Genomic DNA, 21,525 nt, shown 5'->3' with positions numbered 1-21,525 from the left:
TACTCGTTTTGACTGACAACGTCCATTTCGAGAGATCAACCTCTCTGAATACACAAAAATCGCTCCTACATAAATACGATATGTCGCTGAAGCATAGACATCACTTTGTTGCGAAGCTGCCCGGCATTGATCGGTTTTGCCATATAATCATCAAAACCATTTTCTTTTGCTTTCTGCTCATCGGAAGCATAGGCAAAGGCCGTCACTGCAATAATAGGTATGCGGGAAGACAATTTCCGGATTTCACGGGTAGCTTCATACCCATCCATTTCAGGCATATTGATGTCCATCAGGATCAACTGAGGGGCATGTTTCTGGAATAACTCCACAGCTTCCCGTCCGTTCCAGGCATGCAAAAGATGATAATCCTTTTTCAAAATAGACTCTATCAACTTATAATTACTGGCATTATCTTCAGCCACTAAAATCGTCAGTGTTTTCTTCTCCACTCGAAGCGGCTCGATTTTCTCTTCCTGCTGCATTTTTCCTGTAGGAGCTATATAGGGAAGAGTAAACCAGAAATTCGATCCTTCTCCCGATTTTGATTCTACCCCGATTCTTCCCCCCATATGCTGAACCAACATTTGGCAAATCGAAAGCCCAAGCCCCGTACCTTGAGCAAAATTGTTTAGTTTTACGAAACGGCCAAAGATACTTTTCTGTTTCTCCTCCGGAATTCCACAACCCGTATCTATAACATAAAAATAAAGTTCACGAGTTTCCAGAAGTTCATAACCGAAACGAATACTTCCTCTATCGGTAAATTTAATAGCATTCGTCACTAAATTGATAATTAATTGTGATAAACGGTTCCGATCCGTATGAATACAACATTCCGACGAACCGGCTTCAAAAGTAAGTACAACGTCTTTCCCGGGATCCAATTTCAGCCGGAGCGAATTTTCCAGCTCTTCCATCAATTTATTCAATTCAAAATCCGTATAGATAAACTCCATCGTTCCGGCCTCAATCTTCGATAAATCCAAGATATCCCCGATCAGCTGCAATAATAAGGCATTGTTATTTTCAATAATACTCACATATTCCTGTTTTTCTTTCTCCTCTTCGGTAGCGGCCAGAATTTCAGAAAAACCGACAATAGCATTCAAGGGTGTACGAATTTCATGACTCATATTGGCTAAAAAAGCCGATTTTAAACGATTTGATTCCTCGGCCTGATCTTTGGCCGACAACAGTTCGTCCTCGATTCTTTTGCGCTCTGTAATAATCAAAGAAGATCCCACCAAAGTCAAAGGACGCCCTTGTTCATCCCGGGTCTCCACTCCAGCCTGGGCCTCCACCCAATCTATCTGCCGATGCCTACCGACACAATTTACCACCCGGTATTCCTCCTTCACCTTGGTCGTACGCCCTTCAATCAGATCTGCGTAAGCCCGTCTCACTTTTTCCAAATCTTCCGGGAAGATTTTCGCAAAATACTGAGTGTCCGGTACGGAAAGTTGTTCTTCTTTTATCCCCTTATCCTCCCCACTCAACTCAATAGGTTTATTCACATCACAAAGGATCTGATGAGCCCGTAAATCCCATTTCCAAGGGACGATATTGGCAACCTCCAATGCCATTGACAACTTCCGGTTGGTGGAACTCAGCTGCATTTGCGCCCGATGTAATTCTGTACTATCCACACAAAAAACATCCACAAAACGTCCGTCCTCACTAGCATTTATCACAACATCGTAAAATGTATTGATATGCTTGTAATAGTAAGAAAAAGTGACAGAACGTTTCTCCCGCACAGCAATGTTCATAAAATGCAGAAATTCAGGCATTGATTCCGGAAATTTTTCACTACCCAATTTACCGACAATTTCTTCCCGCTTTATAAACTTATTTTCAAAATAACGGTTTACATCCACAAATTTTGTCTCCACAATTTGCCCCTCCTCATCTTTGATCAATTCTTCAAACATATACAAAATAGGCATATTATTGATCAAATCCTCATATCTGGCATTTGCCTGTAATTCCCGCTGCTGAATGGTTCTTATTTTTCCCAGCACCCGAAGGCGGTGATATTGGAAAATAAGTAATAAAATGACCAACAGAAAAATAAAACCGATAACGGCATATTTATATTCCTCCCAGAAGGTAGGCGGCATACTATAAAATATCGTATTCTGGGGACATAAGTCAGGATTCAGCTTCCATTGCAAAAGCGATTGATAATTAAAAACCGGGGCTCCATCCGAAACATAAGCAAAAGGTATTTCCCGGGCCGGACGACCGTCGATAATCTTCTGAATGGTTTTCAATAAGCGATCTGTATAATTTTGCTTATCGTAAATATATCCCCCGACAATCCCTCCTTCTTCTTCAATCCCCACATTCTTAAATGAAAACAAAGGCACTGAAGAAGTAGCGATGATTCGGTGACTATTGGCTAATAATACGGTGTTATCAGCAAACACTTTTTTTCGGAACCAGGAGGAAAACAACACTCCAGTTTTACTTATATCAACTCGATTCAAAATAGAAAAGAGACTGTCGATACTGATCTCTCCTGCCGAAAGAAAACGATAATTTAACTCCGGATATTTCTTGGCGATTAATCGCGACAAATCGTAATCATTCTGTTGACAAATATAAGTTTCATCGCCGATATAGAATACATCCTTCATTCCCGGGATCAATTGTTTCATCAGATGCAGATTTTCTTCCATATACACCTGAATCGGCAGCAGGGTTAAATTATATTTTTCCTGCCAAGTACTCAGCGGAATTCTTTCCTCCGGACTCAGAGCATGCCCCAACAATACAGTGTCTTTGGAACCTGTATAATCGCGTTCCCCACACAATATCATCGGAACATCCGGCCATTTCTGATGTAAGTCCTCACACAATATGTACGTTTCCGTTCCCAGCAATACGATTAACTTCGGCCGTCGTTCAGTAAAATCCCGGAACATATTTTCCTCAAAAGCCATCAACTCCTGTCTGTTATTCAACATCAGCATATTCATATGCTCCGTATAGACCCCTATTTCTTTATTTTGTGAAGCCATGTGGACAATGGGATAAATCAGGCTGTTACTCCAAGGTGTTGACTCTGTGTAAGCATTGATAATCAGGATATGCCCTATATTTTCCTTCGTACTCCCGTTGGCAAAAGTATGCACGCAAATCAACAGGCAGGCAATTTGCATTACCGCCCTTCTTATATTTTTCATATAAACTTTAAATTTTCAACTTATCTAGCATAGAACGTCGTAAAGGTAAAGCGAAATAGTAAGACAGACAAATAAAACAAGAATATAATCACCCTTCCAAGCGGTATTCTTAAAGCGTTTTATCCGTGATACGGTGAAAAAATATACAAAAAATCAAAACTTTATCCGCTGGAATACTCCCTACTCTCCGGCAATTGCCTGTCGAGAAGTAGTGGATTTTATAGCAATATTTGAAATAATCCATTCCGCCCGTTCCTTCGCAGGCAGACAGGGAACAATAATTGGCCGATAGCCATACTCCTCATACACTTCCTTCATCACACGATAAGTATCTCTGGCCTCCCGAAGGTCCTGTTTCCTTTCTGAATCTTTCGTATAAATTTCTTCCCAAGGAGGGAAGATAAAAACTTTTTTGTTATATCTATACTCTTTTACAGCTTCATTCAAGTTCTCTGGATAGGAAAGATGAATTAAACGACAGTAGCCTAAAGTATCCGGTATTCCACGATCAAAGAAACAGGGCTTATTTATATGCGCAAATTCTTCAAAATCAAAAACCGAATGAAGTAACATCAGACGTGCATATCGGGCTGTATTATTCCACGGAAGAGCATCTCCGCCAGTTTTTAGTTGTTTTTGTATAATATCTCTTCCTACTTCTCTGACCGTCAAATAACCCAGATCAGACAAAATATTCAATACGGTGGATTTTCCGCTTCCCGGTCCTCCGGTAAAAATATAAAAATTCGAATTGTCCATTTTTAATCCTTTTAATACTTTTTTGCCGTTTAAATATACATTATTTTCCGCTCCTGTCAGCCCCATTACCCCCAATTTAAGATCACAATTGCGGACACTTTTCCTCTCTGCCCGCATCCATAAGATCTTTCCTCCATACATAATTTCCCCGCCGGGCCATGAACAGATCTGACTGACAAAGTTGAAAAATCACTTCCTAGATCCTTTCTCCATAAATATCAGGAAACAGAACTGCCGAGAAAAAAACAAAACCAATGTCCCTAAAAACACCGTCCGGCTTGAAAATATACCGGACTTTTTCTATCTTTAAACCGCTTATTTATGAACATCGAAGAATTCAGAGAATATTGCCTTGCTGTCAAAGGTGCCGAAGAATGCATGCCATTTGACAATCAGACTTTAGTATATAAGGTCATGGGTAAAATGTTTACCTATGTTTCCTTGCAGCCTAAAGACGGACGTTTTTGTGCCAATATGAAATGCGCTCCCGAAAAATCAATAGAATTGATGGAACAATACAGAGACATTTTCTTCGGCTACTATTCCGATAAAAAATACTGGATCACAGTTCATCTGGAAGGTGATGTCCCCAATGCCCTTATCCAAGAACTGATTCGCCACTCGGTAGAGCAAGTCATTCAAAAACTGCCGAAAAGTAAGCAGGCCCTCTATAACTCCATGATTTAAACTTTTCCAAACAAATTGTAATTTGTGGAACAGGCCTCTATTTATCCATTATCCCTTATATTTATGCTTCCTAACCCGGAACGCTAATCAGTCCCCCAAGTTTGACCGGCCGGAAGGCCATCCCTCCGGAAGGCAGCTCCATTTCAACTAACTATTTTACAGAAAGTAATTCCAGCAGTTGTCCTTTTTTCACAGGTTTGGCCAAAAACGCACTACAACCAGCATCTACAGCACTGGCCCGGTCTGAATCGAAAGCATTGGCCGTGAGTGCAATAATGGGAATATGACGATCAAACTCCCGGATCTTCCGTGTTGCTTCCAAACCTCCCATAATAGGCATTTTCAAGTCCATCAGGACAAAATCAAACTTCCCGTAGCGGACCTTCTCGACAGCTTCCACCCCATTGGATACCCGGGTAATATCGTAATCTTTGAGAATATGTTTTACTAAAGAATAGTTACTATCATTGTCTTCAGCAACCAAAATTTTTATTTCTTTTTTATCGGTAATAGGCTGAACGGATTGCCCGGATATGGGGGTATCGGCAGGTTGCACTAATCTCTGTATATTCACTTCGCAAGGAACCCATGCCCAAAATGTTGATCCTCTACCGATTTCGGAGTTAAATCCGATTTCCCCACCTGCAGCCTCAACAATTGCTTTCGAGATAGCCAATCCGAGTCCCGTGCCTTGTACAAAATCATCCAGTTTCTGAAAGCGACCGAACACTCTGTCCTTCAGCTCCTCCCGTATACCAGCACCCGTATCTTCAACATAAATCCGTACTCCTCCCTTTTCTACGGTATATCCTATTTTTATATATCCGGATTTAGTGTATTTTACAGCATTGGTAACAAAATTCATCCATACTTGTCTGAGACGGTTACGATCCAGAAGAATCCAACAATCCTGCTGGGAGTTGTCTAGCCGGAGTTCCACTTCCGGATTAGTAATCTTAGGCAACATCATAGAATATAACTCATTACATACTTGTGTCAGGTTGAACCTTTCGCGTTTACGTTCAAGGATACCTGATTCTATTTTAGAAAGATCTAGAATATCATTAATTAATTGCAGCAGCAATTCATTGTTCGATTCGATAATTTGCCAATATTCTGTTTTTTCAGCCGGATCGTCACAATCCACCAACAATTCGGAAAACCCAACAATAGCATTCAGAGGAGTACGTATTTCATGGCTCATGTTGGCCAGGAAAGCAGATTTGAGACGGTCGGAAAGCTCAGCTTTCTCTTTCAGCTCTTTTAACTCCTGGGCCATTCTTTCCCATTTTGTATTGTTGAATGCAATACCGGTATAACGGGTCACCTTTCCCTTTTTATCCCAATCAGACGGGACACCGGTAACGATCAAGGTCTGCCATTCCGAATCCCACTTCGTTCTGGAACGGTATTGAAAGCTGAACTCTTTGCAACTTCCCTCGAACATACAAGCAAAATAACTTCTGACACGTTCTGTGTCGTCCGGATGAGTGACCTTCAAATAATCTTCAGGGGAAACTGCTTTTTCAGATTGATAGTCGTTCACCGGATCATTGAAAGCCCTGAACTGCTTGGATTCAATATCGAAATCCCAATACGACATCCCCACCGTTTTAAATGTCAGCTCCATTTTATAATTCCGTTCCTTCAGCTCTTCATTCAAATGATGAAGGCTGGAAATATTTTGCCGGAATCCGGTGTATTGTATCACTTCTCCACATTCGTCGTATTCGAAAGGAACACCCGTAACATTACAATACTGCCAGGAAGTATCATATTTTGTTTGTAAGCGGCAAGAGAAATTTATGTTGATTTTTTTACCTGATAACATGGATTGTATAGCATCGTTAACAGAAGACCTGTCTTCGGGATGAATCACCTCCAGATATTCATCGATACTAACCAGCTTATCGGAAACATAATCATTCACCGGATCGTTATAAGATTCAATCTTCCGAGAACGGACATGAAAATCCCAATGGACAATATCGCTGACTTTCATCGCCAGCTCACGCTTCGCCAACAGATCACGAGTCTTCTTGGTCATTTGTATCTTTTCAGTCACATCCAGTTGAGTTCCTACAATCTGTAATTTCCCCAGATGTTCGGTAGAAAGACGCATCCTGCTTTCATAATGACGATATTCCTGTTCTTGCTTATTAAACGCACGTATGGTAATAAATCCCTGTTGAATCTCTTTATTGATCAACCTGGTAAAAAGCTCTACCAACAAAACATGGTCCTGCGGATGTATAAACTCCTGCAACTCCTCCAATGTCATACCGTCTTGGACGATAGCCTCCCCATGCAGGGAACCGAATACTTGCTTCGACACATCATATACCCAGGAAGACATATTCGCAGCCTCCATAGCCATTTCCAGGTTTTTCTTATTCTCCTCGGTACGGTATTCCACCTCCTTCGTACTGGTTACATCATTGGCAATCAGTATATGTCCGACAATAGCTTCTTTTTTATTCCAGATAGAGATGACTTTAACCTCGTAAATCATGGTATCCTGATGATTACTCGAAAAATATGCATTGGCATTGATCCGGTCAAAATCGTATTCAAATTCCAGGACAATGTCTTCTCCCGATTTTATTCTCTTGCGAAGTGTATCGTCCACATAAGGACTGTTGAAAAGATTGACCTTACCGACCACCGAACTCCTGTCAGCCACACCATACATACGCAAGGCATAATCATTTATGCTTCGCAAAATACCCTCCCTGTCATAGATTTCGACCCCCATCGGCAGCCGGGCGTATATATTCTCTGTAAACAAGATTTGTTCGTATAATAATTCCGACATTTCTTTCTCGAAGCACATCTTGTCTTCTCCAGTTGTCTGTATTTCTGAATATTTCATTTTGTATTTTTTAGCACCTATCCATTACCGTAGAATATGAATAGAACGTCTGTATTCCGACGGAGAAAGTCCTGTATTTTTACGAAAAAAACGACTCAATGAAGACTGGTTGGCAAATCCAGTTAACCGGGCCACATCCTTTATGTCAAAATTTGCATTCCGAAGTAAAGTTTTAATACCGACGACGACGGTGTCGGCAATCAACTCCCGGGCCGATTGTCCATTTACTTCCTGTATGACTTTTGTCAGATAAAGCGGGGAAATACACAATTTATCGGCATAAAACTTAAGCTCCCGGTTGGTTTTGTGATGTTCAAAAACAAACATAGCAAATTTAAAAGCAATATTTTCTTTATTGGAATTCAGAAAAGAATGCTTACTGTTTTTGGTAGTCTTCTGAAAATGCACATAAAAATCCCAATAATAAATCCGAAGGAGATGTAAAATAGTTTCTCTCCGGAAAAAGGGATCTTCATTGTTATCCCGGAAATCGAGCACACGACAAAACCCAAGAAACCGTTCGGCTTCACTTTCATTCAGGTGTACCTGGAAAAACTTACGCATGTAAAAGAAAAAATCCGGCGTGATTTTTCCTAACCCACTCATAATATCCAAAAACATCGTCTTACTAACCTTAAAGTAAGTCATGGAAAAATCCTCACTGATGTCGTGTACGGAAACCAACTGCAATGGCAAAATCGTAATCAGATCGTTCGGTAAAATCTGGCGACGGACAGAAAATACGTCTATAACAGCCGTCCCACCTGTACAAATACCGCTAAAGCCCTCCTCCAAATAAGCTTCATGTTCTCCCACAGGAAGAGCGGAAATATCGGTGTATATATGGAAATTATCACTCATCTTAACGAATTACCAAAATAAATAACGAACAAAAATAGAGGATTCGGATTTTATTATAACCTTTACTATAGATATTGAACGCAAATGACAAGTTTTGGTTTTCAATTTGCAGAATTTAAGACTCTCTCCTAGCTGCCGGTAAAGAAAATAAGGCATTCAAATTATTTGCCCCGGGAAGCCCGAAACGAACTGAAATAAATCAGGATGATCATGAAGTTGGACAGAACATTCATTTTTTATATTTTTACTCCCTATATCTCATAAAGTTAATCCGGTAAACATACCGTCAATAGAAAAGGATGAATTCCCGTATTATACCAATCACTCAAAGAAAGAAGCAGTATTTAGACCTGCTTCTGCTTGCGGATGAACAAGAATCTATGATCGACCGTTATCTGGAACGTGGAGAAATGTTTGCGCTGGAAGACAACGGATTAAAGGCCATTTGCGTCGTAACCGACGAAGGAAACGGAATTTGCGAACTGAAAAATATCGCTGTCATTCCCCCAGCCCAAAGAAAAGGATACGGTAAAAGACTGATCCATTATCTGATGAATTATTATTCAGGAAAATATACCGAAATGATTGTTGGCACAGGCGATGTTCCCTCTACCACCGAATTTTATAAAAGTTGTGGCTTTGCTTATTCCCACCGCATCGTGAATTTTTTTACCAATAACTATGACCATCCCATCATAGAAGAGGGCATATTGCTGAAAGATATGATCTATCTGAAACGCCATCTCCGGTAATCCCCAAGCGGGAGTAATGGGGTAGACATACTGAAAGCTGGTAAATAGTATACTGCCATTCTACATCCCTCTCCCCTATTTTCCTCCGATCCAATAAACCCCGTTTGCAGCAGCTTCTCTCATTGAAATCCCATCAGCCCCTGAGAATCCATGCCGGGACCAGCCCCAGTATACCGATCACACCGGATATCCCCAAGGCAATAGGCCAAGTCTCCTTATAATAGATGCTAGCCCCATCGACCCAAGCCAGTCCAAGCCAGCAAATAAGAGTGGTCAACAAAAAAGAAACCAGATAATAAGACCAGCCGTTGGGATATAACCGCACAGCTAGTCCGTGAAAAGAACCCACATAAAGAGCCAGGAACGGAACGGCCAAAAGATAATTAATGCCTCCTAGCCAGCCACCCGGCTTATACAGTTGTTCATAGAGACAATACAACGGGAAAGGCAATACTACGAAGCTCTCAATCAGATAAAATAATAGTGTTTTCGGCATAAAGACACTCTTTTATAAACAGAATAACTTGAGACTTAAGAATTCATTTTCCACAATCCCTTTTTTCCACTATCGCAATTTGGGAAAATTATTTTAAAAATCCTCTTCTATCGGGAATTAAATTTCGGATAATATTCTCTGCTAGAGGTAGGTCTTTCTTTCGATCTTTTCGGACCGTTTTAGAAAATTACCCGCTAAACCGTCTCATCGGAACTGTTCCTGATTCAGCATAAAATATTTCCCCCGCCTGCGGATCAATTCTTCGTGTGTACCCCGCTCTACGATCTGCCCGTGTTCCATCACGAGAATCATATCGGCATTTCGGATGGTGGAAAGCCGGTGGGCAATGATCAGACTGGTACGTCCTTGCATCAGCTGGTCCAGTCCTTTTTGAATCAGGATTTCGCTTCGGGTATCGATATTACTGGTCGCCTCATCGAGGAGCAGGATAGCCGGGTCAGCAACAGCAGCCCGGGCAATATTCAGCAATTGCCGTTGTCCCTGACTCAAGTTGGCTCCGTCGTTTTCGAGCAAGGTGTCGTAGGCATGCGGCAAACGCTTGATAAATGAATGAGCCGCCGTCAGCTTTGCTGCCGCTATTACTTCTTCATCGGTAGCTTCCAGGCGTCCGAACCGGATATTTTCACGCACGGTATCTGTAAACAAATGAGTATCCTGCAGTACGATAGCCATAGACTTACGCAGGCTATCCCGTCGGATCGCACAGATATCCCACCCGTCTATCCGGATTACACCCGAACGAATATCGAAAAAACGGGGTAACATATTCAGAATAGTCGTTTTACCGGCTCCCGTAGCCCCTACCAGAGCAATTTTCCGACCCGCCTGAGCCCGAAAAGAAATCCCTTTTAGAATCATTTTCTCTGGCCGATAACCGAACCACACATCCTGCATCTCCACTCTCCCCTTCACCTCCTTCAGCTCCACTGCTTCCGGTAAATCCGCCGTTTCCGGAACCTCGTCAATCACTTCAAAAATTCGTTCTGCTCCCGCTAACGCCGCTTGTATACTGTTGTACAGACTTGCCAACTCATTGATAGGGCGGCCGAATTGACGCGAATATTGGAGAAAAGCCGCCAATCCCCCTACGTCGAAGCCCCGGAAGATCACCAGCAAAGCCCCGACAATCGTAATCAAAACATAATTCAATGTACTGAGATTCTGCATGACAGGCATCATCAAGCCCGAATAAAATTGTGCTTTCAACGATTTGATCTTTAAATCCTGATTCAAACCGTCAAAATCCTCTTCCGCCTTCTGCTCATGCCCGAATACTTTAACCACTTTCTGTCCGCTCATCATCTCTTCGATATATCCATTGGTACTCCCCAACGATTCCTGTTGACCCTTAAAATATTTCCGGCTTTTCCGGACAATTCCCCGGGCACTCCAGAACATCAGCGGAACAGTTACCAGCATAACCAAAGTCAATACCGGACTAATTACCAACATCAGACAAAATATACCCACTACCGTCAAAGCGCTCGATAGCATATCCGATAAACTATCGGTCAACGCATCACTGATCCGGTCCATATCGTTCGTATACCGGCTCATCAGATCACCGTGCTGATGCGCATCGAAATATTTTACCGGTAAATGTTCCATCTTCCAAAATAAGTCCGCCCGCATCCTGGCCACCGTTTGCTGTCCGATTTTATTCAATAACCGATATTCCACATAGACAGCAACAACTCCCGTCAGGTATATACCGATAAGCATCCCCAACATTTTTCCCAAACCGGCAAAATCCCCGGGAATAATGTATCGATTGACAAGGGGACGAAGCAAATAAGATCCCCCCAGATTGGCAGCAATACTGACCACAAGCAGAATTCCGATAAGGACAAGCAACATCCGGTCGCACACCAGATAAGAGGTCAACCGAAATAAAGTCTGTCTTCCGGCCTTAGGTTTAGCTTGATATTTCAAATGGTCTCCATGTGCCATTGCTAATCCAATATTTGCTGTGAACTATAAATCTCCTGATATACCCTGGAATTTTTCAGTAATTCTTCCGGTGTACCCATCGTCTCCACTTCCCCGTCCTCCAGGACAATTACCCGGTCCGCCGATTGCATCGTATTAATCCGTTGTGTAATAATCAATACCGTTGTATCCTGTAACACCCGACTCAGTTCTTTCCGGATCCGGAGTTCCGTCTCTGAATCCACAGCACTCGTACTGTCGTCCAGAATCAATATTTTCGGTTTCCGCAACAAAGCCCGGGCTATGCAAACCCGTTGTTTCTGTCCCCCGGACAAATTAACTCCCCCGCGTCCCAGTAACGTATTATACCCCTCTTTTAAAGTTGTAATAAAATCATGTACTTGGGCTACCCGGCAAGCCTCCTCCACCTCCTCCAAAGAAGCATCCGGTTTTCCCCATTTCAGGTTTTCCAGAATCGTCCCGGTAAACAACTCATTTTTCTGCAATACCATACCGATACGGGCATGTAGTTCGCGTAAATTATACGCTTTTACCGGAATTCCGTCGATTCGAATTTCTCCCCCACTAACGTCATACAAACGCGGGATTAACTGCACCATAGAACTCTTCGCCGATCCGGTTGCACCGACAACAGCGACGGTTTCAGCCGGAAAAATATGAAAGCTAACATTTTTCAATACATCGTTTTCCCCATCCCCATACCGAAAGCTTACTTTTTCAAATCTGATTTCTCCCCGTTCTATTTTATTCCGGTCCATCAATCCTTCGGTTGTATTCTGCAAAGACGGAATGGTGTCCAACACCTCTCTGATTCGCCGCGAAGAAGCCGAAGCCCGGGCTGTAGCCATGATAAACATCGACAACAACATCAAAGACATCAGGACCTGTGCCAGGTAATTTACAAATGAAATTAACTCCCCGATCTGTAACTTTCCCCCGATCACTTTATACCCTCCTACCCACAATATCGCAATCACTGATAGATTCATCACCAATTGCATCACAGGAAAAATCGCCACAATAATATTAGAAGCCCGGATAACCATATCCCTCAATTCCTCACTGCTCCGGACAAATTTACGTGTTTCAAAATCCTCCCGGACAAACGACTTCACCACCCGGATATTGATTAAATTCTCACGCACCACCCCATTCAACTGGTCGATCTTCTGCTGCACCTTTAAAAAATAAGGAAATCCTTTCTTCAGAATCACGAAAACAGCAATACCCAGAACCGGAATAGCAGTCACTAGTACCAAAGCCAGCTGTGCATTGATCCGGACCACAAAGAAAATAGACATCCCCAGCATAAAAGGCGACCGCAACATCATCCGCATGGACATCAGCACCACCTGCTGTATCCGGGCAATATCATTGGTCAAACGGGTAATCAGGGAAGAAGTACCAAACCGATCCAAATCAAAAAAAGACAACTGCTGAATCTTTCCGAACAAGGCTGCCCGCAAATCGGTACCGAACCCAATAGAAGTACGCGAAGCCACCCAAACATTCACCACACTGAAAGCCAGACCGAGCAACGAAATCAGTACCATATAGGTCCCCTTCTCCGTAATCAGGCCTAGATCGCGTTTCATCACCCCCTGATCGATAATATCGGCCATATACATAGGCTGTACCGTCTCGCTCCATACGGTCACCAAAACCAGTAAAGGGCAGACTGCCAGACTCAGTTTATACCTGCGCAGTATATTCCAATATTTACGCATATCCTCCAATTAATAACTCATCAGCACGAAGGCCGTATATCCTCCTCCGCTAAATCCATAAAAACTGTAACGAATATACAGAAATATTTGTTCTTATCCTCAACCCATCCTTTATAATCTCTTTCTGATCTTTTCCTGTAACCACTATTTTTCAGCAGACAAAATTTTACCTGACCCGGCAATATTTTCTCCGTCCACCTTATTTTCCGACAAAATATAGTTAACTTTACCTATCCTTTAAACCCCAATAAATATGAACATAGAGGAATTCAGAAACTACTGCCTATCCTTCAAGGGAGTCCGGGAAAAAATGCCCTTCCCTCATGTACCGGATAAATATAGCCGGGAAATCTTGTGTTTTTATGTATGCGATAAATGGTTCTGCTTTGTAAATATTGAAGTATTTGATTTCTGCTGTATCAAATGTTCCCCCAGTGAATCGGAAGAACTGCAGGATAATTATGCAGGCGTCAAGCCGGGCTGGCACATGAACAAAAAACACTGGATCAGTGTTTATTTCAATCAGGACATTACAGACCAGCAAATCAAGGCACTTGTAAAGAAATCTTACGAACTTGTCGTAAAAACCCTTACCCGCAATGAACAGCAAATGTTATGACACACGAGGAATAAGGCATTCAGCTCATACTTCCTGAATAAAAAACATTATACACCCCTCTCTCCATAATCCCTTTCCCCCTATTTACATTTTTGTAACAATAGCCAAAACCGGCACCCTGATTCCAGATCCCAGGTTTATTCCACCCTCCCCTTGAAACGGCATTTTTTCGCTCCGCCTAAGACCGTCTCAATGGTTTCCACGCTTATATTTTTATCCGGCAACAATTGCCCAAGCACATACAATATGCTTTGTCTGGAGCATTCACAATATGACACATCCTTTTTTCCCCCCCGCATAATACTTCGGGACAAACACATTGGGGATAACCGATCTCCTATACATGTCCCTCCTCGATTATTTCTGCAGAAAAAATTCTGTATTCACGTACCGTTTATATGGTTCGTCCAAACTGCAGCCACATTCTTCAAACTGTCTTATCATTTCCGGTAATACCGTATTCTTGACACAATTTACAGCCTTCGTTCTATAATCCATTTTTTCTCCCATTCATACTCTAAGTTTCATTTCCAATTTATCCGTCCGCCATCTTCGTATAAATGTACAAGGAAAAAGAATTTCCTATAAATTCCAAAATAAATCCGTCCAATTCCTTCCAGACAGAACCAACGATTGGATGGAAGGTTGCATATTCGTCTTATTAGTAAAGAGTTATTCCAGTTTATGATAAACTTCTTCAAACGGCACTCTGCAGCGTTCGCCCCAAATGCCTTTATTCCCATCCCGTATTCCGCACGGGATCACCATGTTTATTTCAGCGCCATGGGGCAACTTCAATGCCCTTTTAAGCCGGCGACTGTCCAAGCCTTCCAAAGGACAGGTGTCATATCCTTCGTTTGCCATTGCAATCATAAACGTCTGAGCAGCAAGTGCACAGGATTTGTGGGCGACAACACGCATATCGTTCTCTGAAACTTCGAGCATCATCGGACGAAAAATGCTGATGACATTGGCCAGCAATTTTCTCAACAGTCCTAAAAGCCCGAAGAAACGGGCATAAACGAACGGCATTAACATCCCGTAATACAACTCCCGGTCTTTGATACGTTTGGCCTGACGTTCTTCCGGACTGTAACGACGGATATTTTCCCGTTCAAAGTCGAGTACGAACCGTGCACGTTTCCTGTATACATCGCGCCGCGCAACAAAAACGACCACTTGTAAAGCGGTGGAAACTGCTTTCTGGCCCAGACAGGCATGCGACACTTTCGCCAGTAATCCGGGCTCGGTGATGTGGTAAAACTCCCACAACTGCATATCCGAACTGTTGGGTGCCAATGTTGCCAGCTCCAAACAATGTTTTACTTTTTCAGGATCTATCGGTTTTGTTTTATCGAATACCCGCACCGAACGGCGATAATGAAGAACTTCGTCTAAATTCATATGCTGTATGATTTGATTAAATGGCCTTTTTCTACTTCTGAAAGAATTACCTGAATGTACCGTAGAAAATCAAAAGACGAGAGGGCTGCGGCAATTTGAACAAATCAAGTGGAACCGTAACCGATGATATCTTATCAGGTATTTTCATTAACTGTCGTTTTTAGTTCGAGAAAATATTACATAAATCTTTTAATCCATTTGAGCTTTTCTTTAGAATACGGAGGATATTTGAAGTTGGTTTCTCCCCAATTACTTTTTTCCAATATTGCTTTTTGGTGAGAGAAGGCAAGAAAGCCAAATTCTCCGTGATAACTGCCCATTCCGGAATTACCGACACCCCCGAACGGCAGACTGTCACCGGTGAGGTGCATCACCGTATCATTGATACAACCACCCCCAAAGGAAACCGTTTTCAGGAATTTGTTCTTTTGTTCCTTATTCTTCGTAAACAGATAGGCAGCAAGTGGTTTTTCTCTCTTGATGATTTCACAGAGGATTCCATTAAAATCGGTAAAAGACAAGACAGGCAGTAGCGGACCGAATATTTCTTCCTGCATCACCGAATCCTCCCAGGTAATAGAATCCAATAGGGTGGGTTGGATATAAAGGGTGTTTTCGTTGTATGCTCCCCCATAATATACTTTTGAGGCATCTATCCATCTCACTATTCGGTCAAAGTTTCGTTTGTTAATGATACTCACATAATGTTCCGCCCCGTCTTCGTAATTGAAAGCATCTAATTTTTGCTTTAACAATTCCATCAGCCGGACTTTGACCGGTTCTTCCACCAGTAAATAATCGGGAGCCACACAGGTTTGTCCTCCATTCAGGAATTTGCCCCAAACGATACGTTTCGCCGCAATTTCCAAATCGGCACTGGCTGTTACGACCGCCGGAGACTTTCCCCCTAATTCCAAGGTCACCGGTGTCAGGTTTTTTGCGGCAGCTTCATAAACAATCCTGCCTACCCGCGGACTTCCCGTAAAAAATATCTTATCGTAAGGCAACTTCAGCATCTCCGTTGTTTCGGGCACACCTCCTTCTACCACATATAAATAGTCGGACGGGAAGTTCGTATTGATAAGTCCGGCCATAGCATGCATGGTGTTTTCCGGCAATTCACTCGGTTTTATCATAGCCGTATTTCCTGCCGCCATAGCGCTGACCAGAGGGATTAAGGTGAGAGAATAAGGGTAATTCCATGCTCCTATAATGAAGGCACATCCCAGAGGCTCTTTATAAATATAACTTTTCCCGGGTAGCAATACCATACCTGTTTTCACTTTTTTAGGTTTACTCAGGCGGTTGAGATGCTTAAGAAAATAATCTATTTCCAAATAGACGAGATTGAGTTCATTGACAAAAGTATCGAAAGCCGACTTCCTGAAATCTTTGTATATGGCTTCAAAAAGCAGGTGTTCGTTAGCCTTCAGTATATGTTTCAACTTGGAAAGGTTTTCTTTCCTGAAAGCAATGTCTTTGGTTACCTGAGAATTGAAAAATTCCTTTTGTGACTGAAAAATCAGGTTGTAATTCATGGGTATATGTTTTTTACTTATTATCATAATGCAAAGTTAGAACATTCTAATCAGTTGATTGTATCTTAATTCACTGAACTTTTAACCTAATCTTCAATAAACCTCTAAATTTTGATTTTTTTAATCGTCAATTTTCAGCAATAAAACGGAGAAAAATGCCCCTTTAGTGATTTCCGGAATCTTTTTATCCCCTGAAATCAACCCCCGACAATACTCTTCATCGGAAACATTTCCTGAAGCCTTTTTCTCCTCTAAGAATTTTACTGATTTTATTCCGGTATTGTCCGGGACAGAAATAAATGCGATATTCTATCCTAATTCAAAGTTAAAATTCCCACCTCTCTTGACTCGTACCCAAGGGCATAGTATATCTTTGTATTCGGAAACTTTGCGCAAAGCGTTATGTATAACAAAATCAAATTTAAAATCGGAGAATTTTCCAAACTCAACCGGGTGACAGTCAAAACCCTACGGCATTACGAGGAAATCGGGCTACTGATTCCGGCTGAAATTGACGAATGGACAGGCTATCGTTATTATCACGTAGGGCAGTTCCAGCAGATGAGTGACATCATTTATCTGAAACGGCTTGGTTTTTCGCTCGAAGAGATACGCGATTTGCTGGAAAACGGAAAGCAAATCCCTTCCCTGCCCCTCATTGAAACCAAGCTCAGTCAATGCGCCGAAGAACAAAAACAGCTCCAATGGCGTCATAACGAATTGAGTAAGCTGGCAAAATCACTCCAAAAACAGGAAGCAATGGAAAAAGTAATTATCAAATCACTCCCCGCCATCATCGTGGCCAGCCACCGCCGAATCATCAGCGGCTATCAGGAATTATTCCACCTTTGTCCAAATGTCATCGGTCCGGAAATGTACCGTCTGGGATGTACCTGCCCCGAACCGGGCTATGGATACACCATCGAACACAGCAAAGAATTCAACGAAAACCGGATCGATATCGAATATTGTGAAGAAGTCTATGAAAAACTCACCGATTCCGAACTGATCCAATTCAAGGAAATTCCGGCTATGCCTATGGTGGCCTGTATGTACCATCACGGAAGTTACGAAACCTTCCCCGAAACATTTTCCAAACTATTTGAATATGTGGAGCAAAACGGCTACACCATTGCCGATCCTCCCCGTTACAGCTACATCGACGGCATCTGGAACAAAGACTCCGAGGAAGAATGGCTGACGGAAATACAAATCCCCGTCACCAAAGAGTAATACACAAACAAATCCCATTCAGAAGAGGGTTTCTGAATGGGATTTATCCTTATAAAATACTTTTTAATACTGTGCTTTAGTCGACTTCCTCTTCCTATAAAACCAGATAACTTTCCAGCACTGAAGTCAACAAAATCACAACAGCTCCAACTTATCCACCTCTCCCCGGACAATGTGTGAGAGATTGCGCCGTATTTTAGCTACAGGCCAATTCCACCACTCTAGCGTCCGTAAACGGAAGATCACATCCGGAGCAAAACGTTTCCGGATCTCTTTTGCAGGCGTTCCCCCTACAATCGTATAAGGAGGAACATCTTTTGTAACAACAGACCGCGCCCCAATGATCGCCCCATCACCAATGTGTACTCCAGCCAGAATGATAGCTTCACAACCAATCCAGACATCATTACCAATAACAATATCTCCTTTATTGTCCCAAGCTACCTGCATATCCCGCTCATCCAATCCCCATTCCTCACAGAACAAGGGAAAAGTGTAAGTCGACAAGGATTTCAACGAATGATTGGCGCAATTGAAAAGGAATTTCGTACCGCAGGCAATGGAACAAAATTTACCAATAATCAATTTCTCAGCATGGATGGGGTAATGATAAAGCACATTATTTTTCTCAAACAAACGGGGATCCTCTACAAAATCATTGTAAATAGTATAATCACCAACACTAATAGCAGGGTCTTTTACCACTGCATTCAGGTACACAATCTGAGTATCACCTGAACGGGGATAAATTTTTTTCATGTTCTAATAACGATTTCTTTTTAAATAAATAACAGACTGAAAAGCCAACAAAATGACAAACAAATATTCAGCAGTCATATATACAGCCAAAGAAGCTTGTTGCCACTGGCTTAGCAGATAGATATAAAATAAATAAACCAGGATCGTAACGACCTGAAATACAAAAGCCGTTCTCGTATCTCCTGTTCCTGTAACAGCATGGATATACACATAGCCCGGTAAAGCAAAAGTGTAATTCAACAGCATCACTACAAAAGGAATGACAGCCTGTCTGGCTAACAATGTCTGATGGGTGTAAAAACCAATAATCCAATGGTTCCCCAACAGAGCCATTATGACCAAAGGAAAACCGACAGCATATCCCAGTTTCAACACTTTATGGCAAACAGCAAACAGCCGGTATCCTTCCCCCGCACCTATCAGGTTACTGACCAGAGAACCCGTCGTCGTCGCAAAAGAATTTACGATGACAAAAAACAAAGCAGACACACTGCGGGTGATATTGGAAATAGCCAATTCCATCCGTCCCAGATGTTCTATGGCTACAAAAAACAGAAACCAGGGCACAACACTGATAAAAGCATGCAGCATACTCCACACAGACAAACGGAACAATCTCCCCAGTAATCTTTTGTCATAAACAACCTGCAATCCGTATCTGACCGGGTCGATCTTTAGCCATAAATACAAAACCAGAATAATTAAGGAACCCATTTCAGCCAAAGAAGAAGCCATCGCCGCTCCTGCTATCCCCCTTCCAAACCGGAAAATCAGCAAGTAATTCAGTAAAATATTAATACCAATGGCCCCCATAGCCGCCCGGGATAAAGCCTTCGTGTGCGTAATGCCAACACAAAAAGCACGGAAAGCCAAAGCCGGAAAAGAGAACAGAAGTCCGTAACTCCGCCAATTCAAATAACAGATTACCGCTTCATAAATGTCGGACGCCTTGATCAACGGCTTGAGTAAAAAAGGCGAAAACCAATCTATAAGCAAGCAGAACAAAAGTGCCAAGGCCGACAAAAAATACAATCCCTGAAAAAATGTACGCCCCGTCAGACTATAATTCTGTCCCCCGTTGTGTCGGGCAATCAGCACCTGCATCCCGAGACTGAAGCCAAAACCGAGCATGTAAATGGCCAAATAGTAAACTCCGGCAAGCGCAGAAGCTCCTAACTCCGTTTCACCCACATGTCCCAGAAAAATAACATCAGTAATATGAATCAATTGCTCCATGAGGATACTCAGCATCACCGGAAAGTTGATGAGCCAGATTTGTTTATAGGTATAATTCATTATTCAACAAGTATATGCTGCAACATACCATACCCAAGAATGGTATAAGACAGAAACAAAAAATAGATGATAAAACGCTGTGACAGATCTCTAATAATCCGTCAAATAGCTGAATAGCTTTGTTGTGAAAAGTGCTATTCGAGAAGCGTAGCTATATACAGAGTTGGTGTTTCATATTCTAAATAAATGAATTCCTCTCCCCTTTCGTACAAGAACAAAAGGATTATTCTTAAGTGGTAAAGATACCCTTTTACCGCTAAAAATCAAAAATCAGACCGTTAAAATCCAGTATTTGGGACAGGGTAAAGAGCTATTTCCCTCTTTTCCGGTAGCTGACAACAGCCTCCTCCCCCAAGACAACCGTGAAACGGCCCCCTGCCCAAAGTTGAGGAAGAAGTTCAGCAACCTCATTACCTTACAAGTAACATGCATATGCCCTCTCACTTCCAGATATTTTTATAGTTCTTCCAAGACTGAGATAGGAATCGCCGGCGGTTACAGGTTGCACTTCCCCGAAAGCAAAGCAACTAAGGAGATCGGGATGTTGCCTTAAATCGTTCTGCAAACGGAACATCTGGCCTCCTTCCACAACCCAAAGCATACTTGCCGGATCAGTAACCGCCAGCTATTTTACACAATATTGTCCCATTCGCTTCACCGCTTTTCTTTCCACCCCTATTCCGGCTAGAAACCTATCCGGCGGCGTTCTCTGGCAGAAGGCTTCGACAACAAAGCAGTCAAAGCCTCATAGAGTTCTTTAAATTGCGAATCTGCATCTGAAAATTGTTGTTCTATATCCGAAAAACCATCGTTCATATCTTTCCGGATCTGCTTCACAATCTGATATAATTCATCATAATCCTTCAGATGATCATCCATTTGCTTTTTCAACTCTTCATAAGTGACGGCCAATTCCCGCATTTGCACAAACACCCGCATGATAGCAATATTCACAGCTATTGCCGTTGGACTCCGAAGTACCGAAGAAAGCATAGAAACTCCCTGTTCTGTAAAAGCAAAAGACAAATATTTACTGTATTTTCCTCTTCCCTTATTTTCTAAGGTCACAATTTGTGACCTTAGAAAAATTTCCTCTTCTTTCGTCACCACAAACATAAAATCTAAGGGAAAACGTTCTATATTCCGCTTAACAGCTTGTTTCAATACCTTGGTTTCCACACCATAGAGTTCTGCCAGTTCAAAATCCAAGATGACCTTTTTACCCCGTAACTCCCGGATTTTACTTTGAATGATCTGCAAATCTACCCCATAACACAACACATTTATGAATATTTCGTAATTTACAAATTTTTCCTAACAAAACAAAAAATACAAAGCTGGATTTTATCTCAATATCTCCGTA

General features: G+C 42.1%; 16 protein-coding genes. 4 read left to right on the top strand and 12 right to left on the bottom strand.

Annotation, left to right across the window (positions count from 1 at the left end):
- Positions 1 to 65: 65 nt before the first annotated feature.
- Positions 66 to 3,188, bottom strand: coding sequence for a response regulator (locus HMPREF9449_RS03535; RefSeq protein ID WP_040611194.1), 3,123 nt, complete (start codon positions 3,186 to 3,188; stop codon positions 66 to 68).
- Positions 3,189 to 3,368: 180 nt separating this feature from the next.
- On the bottom strand, positions 3,369 to 4,088 hold the full coding sequence (locus tag HMPREF9449_RS03530; RefSeq protein ID WP_232211403.1) for an AAA family ATPase: 720 nt from the start codon (positions 4,086 to 4,088) through the stop codon (positions 3,369 to 3,371).
- A gap of 180 nt (positions 4,089 to 4,268) precedes the next feature.
- Here HMPREF9449_RS03530 and HMPREF9449_RS03525 point away from each other — a divergent pair, with 180 nt between their 5' ends.
- Positions 4,269 to 4,634: an MmcQ/YjbR family DNA-binding protein gene (locus HMPREF9449_RS03525; RefSeq protein ID WP_009135854.1), complete on the top strand. Its 366-nt coding sequence runs from the start codon at positions 4,269 to 4,271 to the stop codon at positions 4,632 to 4,634.
- A 151-nt stretch (positions 4,635 to 4,785) separates the two neighbouring features.
- Here the strand turns inward: HMPREF9449_RS03525 and HMPREF9449_RS03520 are convergent, their stop codons facing one another.
- Together HMPREF9449_RS03520 and HMPREF9449_RS03515 are read right to left on the bottom strand one after the other, a co-directional pair.
- The gene (locus tag HMPREF9449_RS03520; RefSeq protein ID WP_009135853.1) at positions 4,786 to 7,506 is read right to left on the bottom strand and encodes a PAS domain-containing hybrid sensor histidine kinase/response regulator; all 2,721 of its coding nucleotides are present in this window, start codon (positions 7,504 to 7,506) and stop codon (positions 4,786 to 4,788) included.
- 24 nt (positions 7,507 to 7,530) lie between these two features.
- On the bottom strand, positions 7,531 to 8,367 hold the full coding sequence (locus HMPREF9449_RS03515; protein WP_009135852.1) for a helix-turn-helix transcriptional regulator: 837 nt from the start codon (positions 8,365 to 8,367) through the stop codon (positions 7,531 to 7,533).
- Positions 8,368 to 8,666: 299 nt separating this feature from the next.
- Here HMPREF9449_RS03515 and HMPREF9449_RS03510 point away from each other — a divergent pair, with 299 nt between their 5' ends.
- Complete coding sequence (locus HMPREF9449_RS03510) at positions 8,667 to 9,119, top strand: GNAT family N-acetyltransferase (protein WP_009135851.1); 453 nt, start codon at positions 8,667 to 8,669, stop codon at positions 9,117 to 9,119.
- A gap of 133 nt (positions 9,120 to 9,252) precedes the next feature.
- On the opposite strand, the gene HMPREF9449_RS03505 is transcribed toward HMPREF9449_RS03510, so the two are convergent.
- The 3 genes from HMPREF9449_RS03505 to HMPREF9449_RS03495 all read right to left on the bottom strand — a co-directional run bounded on the left by HMPREF9449_RS03505 (position 9,253) and on the right by HMPREF9449_RS03495 (position 13,313).
- A complete protein-coding gene (locus HMPREF9449_RS03505) occupies positions 9,253 to 9,615 on the bottom strand; it encodes a hypothetical protein (RefSeq protein ID WP_009135850.1) in 363 nt (120 codons plus the stop codon).
- Positions 9,616 to 9,819: 204 nt separating this feature from the next.
- Positions 9,820 to 11,586 carry an ABC transporter ATP-binding protein gene (locus HMPREF9449_RS03500; RefSeq protein WP_009135849.1) on the bottom strand — a complete coding sequence of 589 codons (1,767 nt, stop codon included), beginning with the start codon at positions 11,584 to 11,586 and terminating at the stop codon, positions 9,820 to 9,822.
- Positions 11,587 to 11,588: 2 nt separating this feature from the next.
- Positions 11,589 to 13,313, bottom strand: coding sequence for an ABC transporter ATP-binding protein (locus tag HMPREF9449_RS03495; protein ID WP_009135848.1), 1,725 nt, complete (start codon positions 13,311 to 13,313; stop codon positions 11,589 to 11,591).
- Between the two features lie 253 nt (positions 13,314 to 13,566).
- Between HMPREF9449_RS03495 and HMPREF9449_RS03490 the strand changes: the two genes are divergently transcribed.
- On the top strand, positions 13,567 to 13,932 hold the full coding sequence (locus tag HMPREF9449_RS03490; protein ID WP_009135847.1) for an MmcQ/YjbR family DNA-binding protein: 366 nt from the start codon (positions 13,567 to 13,569) through the stop codon (positions 13,930 to 13,932).
- A 672-nt stretch (positions 13,933 to 14,604) separates the two neighbouring features.
- Here HMPREF9449_RS03490 and HMPREF9449_RS03480 read toward each other — a convergent pair.
- A complete protein-coding gene (locus HMPREF9449_RS03480) occupies positions 14,605 to 15,336 on the bottom strand; it encodes a nitroreductase family protein (protein ID WP_009135846.1) in 732 nt (243 codons plus the stop codon).
- A gap of 176 nt (positions 15,337 to 15,512) precedes the next feature.
- Positions 15,513 to 16,874 carry an aldehyde dehydrogenase gene (locus HMPREF9449_RS03475; protein WP_009135845.1) on the bottom strand — a complete coding sequence of 454 codons (1,362 nt, stop codon included), beginning with the start codon at positions 16,872 to 16,874 and terminating at the stop codon, positions 15,513 to 15,515.
- A 402-nt stretch (positions 16,875 to 17,276) separates the two neighbouring features.
- Between HMPREF9449_RS03475 and HMPREF9449_RS03470 the strand changes: the two genes are divergently transcribed.
- Complete coding sequence (locus tag HMPREF9449_RS03470; RefSeq protein ID WP_009135844.1) at positions 17,277 to 18,107, top strand: MerR family transcriptional regulator; 831 nt, start codon at positions 17,277 to 17,279, stop codon at positions 18,105 to 18,107.
- Between the two features lie 135 nt (positions 18,108 to 18,242).
- Here the strand turns inward: HMPREF9449_RS03470 and HMPREF9449_RS03465 are convergent, their stop codons facing one another.
- From HMPREF9449_RS03465 to HMPREF9449_RS03450, 3 genes are all read right to left on the bottom strand, one after another.
- Entirely contained in the window at positions 18,243 to 18,866 is a 624-nt protein-coding gene (locus tag HMPREF9449_RS03465) for a CatB-related O-acetyltransferase (RefSeq protein WP_009135843.1), read from the bottom strand.
- Between the two features lie 3 nt (positions 18,867 to 18,869).
- Positions 18,870 to 20,162: an MATE family efflux transporter gene (locus HMPREF9449_RS03460; protein WP_009135842.1), complete on the bottom strand. Its 1,293-nt coding sequence runs from the start codon at positions 20,160 to 20,162 to the stop codon at positions 18,870 to 18,872.
- Positions 20,163 to 20,846: 684 nt separating this feature from the next.
- The gene (locus HMPREF9449_RS03450) at positions 20,847 to 21,440 is read right to left on the bottom strand and encodes an ORF6N domain-containing protein (RefSeq protein WP_009135841.1); all 594 of its coding nucleotides are present in this window, start codon (positions 21,438 to 21,440) and stop codon (positions 20,847 to 20,849) included.
- Positions 21,441 to 21,525: the final 85 nt, after the last annotated feature.

It is taken from the genome of Odoribacter laneus YIT 12061, assembly GCF_000243215.1.
Taxonomy (GTDB): Bacteria; Bacteroidota; Bacteroidia; order Bacteroidales; family Marinifilaceae; genus Culturomica; species Culturomica lanea.
Note: the sequence above shows the minus strand (reverse complement) of the source record. Positions and strands in the feature narration are given on the sequence as shown.